Origin of the sequence: Schlesneria sp. (assembly GCF_036405755.1) — a bacterium.
Classification (GTDB): domain Bacteria; phylum Planctomycetota; class Planctomycetia; order Planctomycetales; family Planctomycetaceae; genus Schlesneria; species Schlesneria sphaerica.
This window is the reverse complement of the sequence record NZ_DASWWZ010000586.1, coordinates 1-6,328: the sequence shown is the minus strand read 5'-3', so window position 1 is coordinate 6,328 and position 6,328 is coordinate 1. Positions and strand designations below refer to the sequence as shown.

Here is a 6,328-nt window from a genome sequence, read left to right as displayed (position 1 = left end):
GAGTTACTTGTCGACGAGTGACCGGTCCCTCCTGTTTGGACTGGGCAAGTCGACTCAGGTGGACCGTCTAGAAGTTCACTGGCCAACGGGTCAAACGACCTCGCTGGCCAGTGTTTCGTCTTGCCAGCGAATTCTCGTTGTGGAAGACACTTCAGAGTATCAGGTGATGCCAGTCGTGCATCGTGGGTCTGATTAAAGCTTCAGCTCGATCGCGGGCGTTTTGTCCGTGACTTCCACCTCTTTCGGTGTCGTTCTGGTCGACACGTAATCTTTCGAGAACGGAAGGTCTACCTTGGGAGGCCCCTTGCGCATTGCAGCCTTGGCTTGCTCTTCCTGAGACATCTTTGGAGCGTAGCCGAGGACGACTTTGTATTTACCCTTCGCAGCCCCAGCGTGTCCGTTGCTCGCCGTCATTTTGAAGTTACCACTGGCATCCGTGATACCACTCGACGTTAGCGTCCCTGGAGAATTGTTCGTTGCGGGTTGCGGATCGACAGGGACCAACTGGACGCTCACATCTGCGAGTGGTTTGCCACCGACGGTGAGGTTTCCAGTGACAGGGAACAATGGTGGACCGGCTGGACCCGAAGAGCTACAGCCAATGAGGCCGGCCAGACAAAGCAGACTGAACAAACGCGCGGACATAGAAATTCTCCTGAAAGGAATCCAATGGTGTCTTGTTGCGGTGAATTAGAGGGACGTGCGGTAATCTTAGCTGTGGAGGCGGCACAATTCGAGTCATTGCTGTGGACCGGTGATTCGTGAACGCAGGGCGGTGACGACTTCCGCATCCTCGATCAGTTCGGCCAGGGTCATCAGGCTGGTACGAAACTGAAAATCATCGAAGGCCTCGGAAGAACGGTTCATTTCCATGATCATCTTCGACAGCGGGACACTGACCTCATAGAGCTTGAAAAATCGTTGAGACTCTTCTGCCTTACCCAGCCGCCGGCAAATGTCATGAATCTGAAAATGAACCTTCCACCAATAGGGATCAATGGCGTAAGCGCGGAGCGCCAACTCCAACGCGGATTCGAAATCATTTTCAACATCGGCTTTCCAGGCTCTCGCACGCCAAATTCGAGCATCTCCGTCGGCTGCTTCCTGCGGTACCGAAGCAAGCAGCCGACTCACTTCATCAATGTTTCCATCTTCGATGGCGAGGTTAATAAAGTAAGCCAGTAGTTCCAGGTTGTGTGGGTACCGTTGCAAAAGTTCCGTCGCCTCTGGAATGTGCGCATAATTCTCGGCTTCTTCCAGATTCGACTTGGCTTCAGACATGTAGATCTGCATTGCACGAGCGACCTGGAACGTTTCGTCGTCAGGATTCCCTTCCAGCCAGAATGAGTTGTTACGATAAAGCGATGCACCGTAGAACCAGCTTGCGCTCGCGAGATAAACATACGCTTCCGGGGATTCACGACGGACACGGATTGCTGCTCGAATTCGTTTGACCAGTTCCGCACGTTGAAGCGTCATGGCTGCAAAAAAGATGGACTGCTTGTGTGCGAGCAGAACACGCGGATCGAGCGAGATGATTTCGTCACAGGTCTTAAGGCCGTCCCATGGCCGATTCAGATACTCAAACTCCAGTCCCGCTTTTCTCGCCAGAGAAGGAATTGCGCGCCGGTCCGTTCTGGGAATGCTACCAAGACACTTGGCCATCAGCTTCCAGTCCTGAACTTCTTCCGCCGCTTCCGCTCGAAACAGCCAGGGTTCTGCACGCTGGGGTTCCAGGTAGGACCATCGCTCAGAGGCCTTCGCCAGCTTGTCCCACTGCGAGTTTCGTGAAGCTTCATAACAGAGCGAGGCCAGCGACTTGACAGTTTTGGCCTGCCAGACCTGATGTCCCCAATACGCGAGCGGTACGACCAGCAGGATGATCAGCATGACCCAGATTGATCGGCGGTTTCTAACCCCAGCGGTATGCTTCATTCCTGGTCTCGCCGTTTCACGGTTGCTCACTTGTCGACAGGGGGATTTCGTGGCTCGTACCACATCGCAAGGACTGGGCCCGATCGACTGACTCAATCTTACTCCGTTGCCGAAGATCGGGGTTGTTGAATCAGCATCATCGAATCTGCTGTGACATCGGGAATCTGCTGCACGGTACCGTCCGGCCAGCGAATCTCCAGCGAACACGGGCTGGAATCGTCGCCCAAGCCGAAGATGAGAGCAGGTTCATGTGCGGAACAGTAGCTGTTCCCCCCCAGCATCTGCTGGGTCAGAGTTTTTTCTCCCTGTCGCAGGGTCACACGTACCCCGACACCGCGACGATTTGTGTTGCACTGAAATCGAAGCTTTAACCAATGCCCTCGAACCGATTCATTGCGCAGCAGCGCCGTCGGCGAGTTTTGATGCACGACAGCCAGGTCCCAGTCACCATCGTTGTCAAAGTCGCCAGAGGCCACTCCGCGCCCGAGTCCTTTTCGCTGAAAGTAGGGTCCTGCGATCTGAGAGAACTCGACAAAACGCGTCCCCGCAAAGGAGAAGAGCTGAGCGGGCATTTCATGCAGGTCCCCCTGAGAGCTCCAGTCATCAATATGACCGTTCGCGATAAAAATGTCTTCGCGGCCATCCTGGTTAAAGTCCGTCATCACCGTTCCAAACCCGAGAAAGGGAATGACAGGGGTGTGGAGGCCGACCAACCCCGTTACGTCCTGAAAGCCCGTCGGTCCCAGGTTCTTGTAAAGCGTGTTCGATTCTTTGGTGAAGTGGGTGCTGTAGAGATCCAGCCAGCCGTTATGGTCGAAATCCCCGGCAGCGATTCCCATACTGGCCTGGGGATGTCCTTCGCGGCTGACCGCACAACCCAGCAGCATTGCCATTTCAGAGAACTGACCATGGCCCTGATTGATGAACAGGAAATTCGGAGAAGTGTCGTTCGTGACATAAATATCGGGCAGGTTGTCGTTGTTAAGATCTGCAATCACCACTCCCAGACCCTTGTTCTCAGGTCCGAACAGGCCCCGCTTTTCAGCTTCAGCCGTGAATGTCCCGTCTCCCTGATTGAAATAGCACTCGTCCGGAACTCCCGTCATGTTCTTGGGATGGCAAGTGCCGGGACGACCATCCGCGCGGAGGCACGGAACGGGGTTATGTACGTCGTAGTCCACATAATTGCAGACGTACAGGTCGAGATCACCGTCGCCATCGAGATCACCCCAGGCAGAGCTTGCGCTCCAGAGGGGATTCGCAACTCCGGCGGAGTTTGCAATCTCGATGAACGTCCCATCTCCCATGTTACGGAACAGGGAGTTGGGTCCTACGTTGGAAACATAGACATCATCGAATCCATCGTCATCGAAATCGGCGACAGAAACGCCCTGACTGTATTGCGACTCGTGGATCGTCGCAGGAACAGTAACCCGTTCAAACCTCCCCGGTTCCACTTGCCGGAAGAGTTGATCGAGAGGTTGAGTATCACTGGAAGGATCGACCGGATTTCCCCCCTGGCAGAGATACAGATCAAGCAGATGGTCTCCGTCGTAATCAATCCAGCCCGCTCCACCTCCTGTGGCTTCCACCATCAGGACTTTTCCCTGTTCGCCGTTATCGTAAACGAAGTTCAATCCCGACTGTTCGGCAACATCGGCGAAGACAGGGTTGGCGATCGGTTGCTCAGACCGTGGTCTGTTAACGGTCGATTCGGGCGCCCCCTTTGTTACTGAAACCGTAGAGGTCGAAGAATCAACAGGGGCTGTGGAGGTCTTGGACGTACAACCGCAGACCGCCCAGACGCAGATACCAAGATGAAACCAGCGCGGCATGTCCCCGCATCCCGTGGACTTAGATGATGTCGTGATGAATGTGAGCTGCAGAAAAGAGAGAATCTCGCCCCGCATAGGGGCGAGATTCATGTCTGGAACTCAGCAGAGGATGGAGTGAACCACCTTCTAGAATTCGCCAACTGTTTCCGAGTTACCGCGGGTCGAAATGGCCTGCAGCGTGACACCCGAAATGCTGTCGCTGATAAATCGCACAGCGCCGTCACACATCAGGACGTGAGCCCCACCGACGTGAGTGCTGCTAATGCCGTGACATTTGTGTGAGTCATGGCCGGCAACCATGCTTCCGTCGAGGTTGAACGAGAAGTTCTGGTTGACGAGGTGCGCGGCCGTCGAGATGGCCATAGGGCTGGCCCAGGCAGCATCGCCAGAAACGCTGGCTGGTCGGCGAGGACCGGAAGCGAAATGCTGGTCTTCCATGATCAGAATCGTGTTCGAGGTTCCATCGGTAATGTCGCGCATCTTCGCGGTGCCGAGCAAACTGAAAACGCCATTCTCACGACAGAGATAAGCGGTCTCGTACATTGAGGCCCAGATGGCTTGGCCGACAATTTCAGTTCCGCCACCGTTACGCGGAGTTGGAACGGCGGGACAGTCGCGCCAGTCACCGTAGGTGAATCCCATGTTTCCAACGTAATCAGTACGTCCCGAGGTATTTCCGGGAACGGAAGGTTGGCCCCCACCAGCAGCACCGACGTCGACATAGACGAGTGAAGTCTGTGGGTTGCTGGGGCACATGAAAGCTGCCATGCCGCGCTGTGCCAGCAGTCCATTGTAGCTGCTACCCCATCCAGGGATTCCACTTGGAGCATTGGCAGACAGGTTGTCGGTGAAGTTGAACTGGTTGTACAGAGGAGCCTGGTCAATGTATGGCAGAGCCATGATCATCCAGCCGAAGCTGCCAGGGCCCCCTTGCCAGGAACTACTTCCCTGCCAAGCCTGGATTGCTCGTCCATCGGTGTTCTGCGGGAACTGACCTGCAGTGTCATGATAGTTGTGGCAGGCCAATCCGAGTTGCTTGAGATTGTTCTTACATTGTGTGCGGCGGGCTGCCTCACGAGCCTGCTGCACAGCGGGCAGCAGCAAAGCGATCAGAACTGCGATGATCGCGATGACGACCAGGAGTTCGATCAGGGTGAATCCACGAAAACGAGTCTTCATTTGTCTAGATTGCTCCGCGTTAACGATGTCGCCAAATATCGCGACTCATACAGTCCTGTCCTCCACGTTGAAGGACACCCATCAGGTGAGCTCAAGGCAACCAATCAGTCGAATGAGAAAGAGAAAATTGCGCTGCTGGTTTTGAGCTGCCTTTCGAACGTCACAGCGGCACGATGTAAATTGCGGCGCGCTGTGATCTTTTCGACCAACCTGAGTTCCTTCGGTAATTCTCAATAGAAACTTCGGATAAGTCAAGGAGAGACGTGTGATGGCCGAAGTCCTTCGGGGAATTCCGTTTTTTTCCGTGCGACCAACCTTGAAATTCGGGTGGAGTTTGTTTCGGTCTGAGTGCGGTCGCGATTCAAATGTTCTTCTGGAGTGTCAGAATCGCACTGGAAACCCGTGAACTTTCGCTGCCCATCATTTGAAAATCCCTTGTCCGGATGGTATCCCACCTTATCTCTGCGGCGCCACGCGGTCCCCTGATTCCCGTCTGGCCACGTCTCACGAGAACGTCACTCACCGTCAATTTGCGACTAAACTACAGAACGGAGTTCTAGCGGATGAGTTCAGACACTCCTCCACAGCAACGAGATTTCGACAACGGAGAAGCACCACGGAAGAAGCGAGGAGTGCCCGAAGGACTCTGGATTCAATGTGATTCCTGCAAAAGTACGGTGTACCGAAAGCAAGTCGAACAAAATCTTTATCTGTGCCCTGATTGCAACCACCATTTCATCGTTCCTGGCCGGGTTCGCATTCAACAACTGCTCGACGAAGACAGCTTCGAAGAATGGTTCACCAACCTCGCTCCGAAAGATCCGCTGGGGTTTGTTGATTCCAAGCCTTACAAGGTCCGTTTGCTGGCGGAACAGAAGAAGACCGGCTTGAAAGACGCGTGTATTGCAGGCCGAGGTTACATGCGAGGGCGACCGCTGGTCTTCGCCCTGACGGACTCTTCTTTCATCATGGGAAGCATGGGATCTGTGGTTGGTGAAATGCTGACGCGGTCCGTCGAGGAAGCCACCCGACTCAAGTTGCCTTTGGTGATCGTGAGCGGATCCGGGGGTGGTGCTCGAATGCACGAGGGGATCCTCTCTCTCATGCAGATGGGGAAAGTCAGTGCCGCACTGGCTCGGTACCAGTCTTCAGGGGGGCTTTTTATCTCGGTACTGACCAACCCGACCATGGGGGGGGTCGCGGCGAGTTTCGCATCGCTGGGTGACATTACCCTGGCCGAACCGAAAGCCCTCGTTGGTTTCGCGGGTCCACGGGTTGTCCGGGCTACCTGCAAAATCGATCTTCCTGCGGGATTTCAGACAAGCGAATTTCTGTTGACACATGGTTTTATAGACAGGATCGTCCCACGCCCTGAGCTG

Annotated in this window: 6 protein-coding genes; 2 read left to right on the top strand and 4 right to left on the bottom strand. The window is 54.8% G+C overall.

From position 1 onward, the window contains the following. Window positions 1-196: ASPIC/UnbV domain-containing protein (locus VGE80_RS19420; protein WP_440593809.1), on the top strand; the 196-nt coding region annotated here is incomplete at its 5' end. On the opposite strand, the gene VGE80_RS19415 is transcribed toward VGE80_RS19420, so the two are convergent. From VGE80_RS19415 to VGE80_RS19400, 4 genes are all read right to left on the bottom strand, one after another. Next, a complete protein-coding gene (locus VGE80_RS19415) occupies window positions 193-645 on the bottom strand; it encodes a hypothetical protein (protein ID WP_440593808.1) in 453 nt (150 codons plus the stop codon). The genes VGE80_RS19420 and VGE80_RS19415 overlap by 4 nt on opposite strands. Window positions 646-738: 93 nt before the next feature. Continuing rightward, entirely contained in the window at window positions 739-1,935 is a 1,197-nt protein-coding gene (locus VGE80_RS19410; protein ID WP_440593807.1) for a tetratricopeptide repeat protein, read from the bottom strand. Window positions 1,936-2,033: 98 nt separating this feature from the next. After that, on the bottom strand, window positions 2,034-3,770 hold the full coding sequence (locus tag VGE80_RS19405; RefSeq protein ID WP_373651912.1) for a CRTAC1 family protein: 1,737 nt from the start codon (window positions 3,768-3,770) through the stop codon (window positions 2,034-2,036). Between the two features lie 126 nt (window positions 3,771-3,896). Beyond that, window positions 3,897-4,949: a DUF1559 family PulG-like putative transporter gene (locus tag VGE80_RS19400; RefSeq protein ID WP_373651913.1), complete on the bottom strand. Its 1,053-nt coding sequence runs from the start codon at window positions 4,947-4,949 to the stop codon at window positions 3,897-3,899. A gap of 563 nt (window positions 4,950-5,512) precedes the next feature. On the opposite strand from VGE80_RS19400, the gene accD reads away from it, so the two are divergent. Beyond that, window positions 5,513-6,328 (top strand): acetyl-CoA carboxylase, carboxyltransferase subunit beta (accD, locus tag VGE80_RS19395; protein WP_440593806.1); only part of this gene is annotated, 816 nt, incomplete at its 3' end.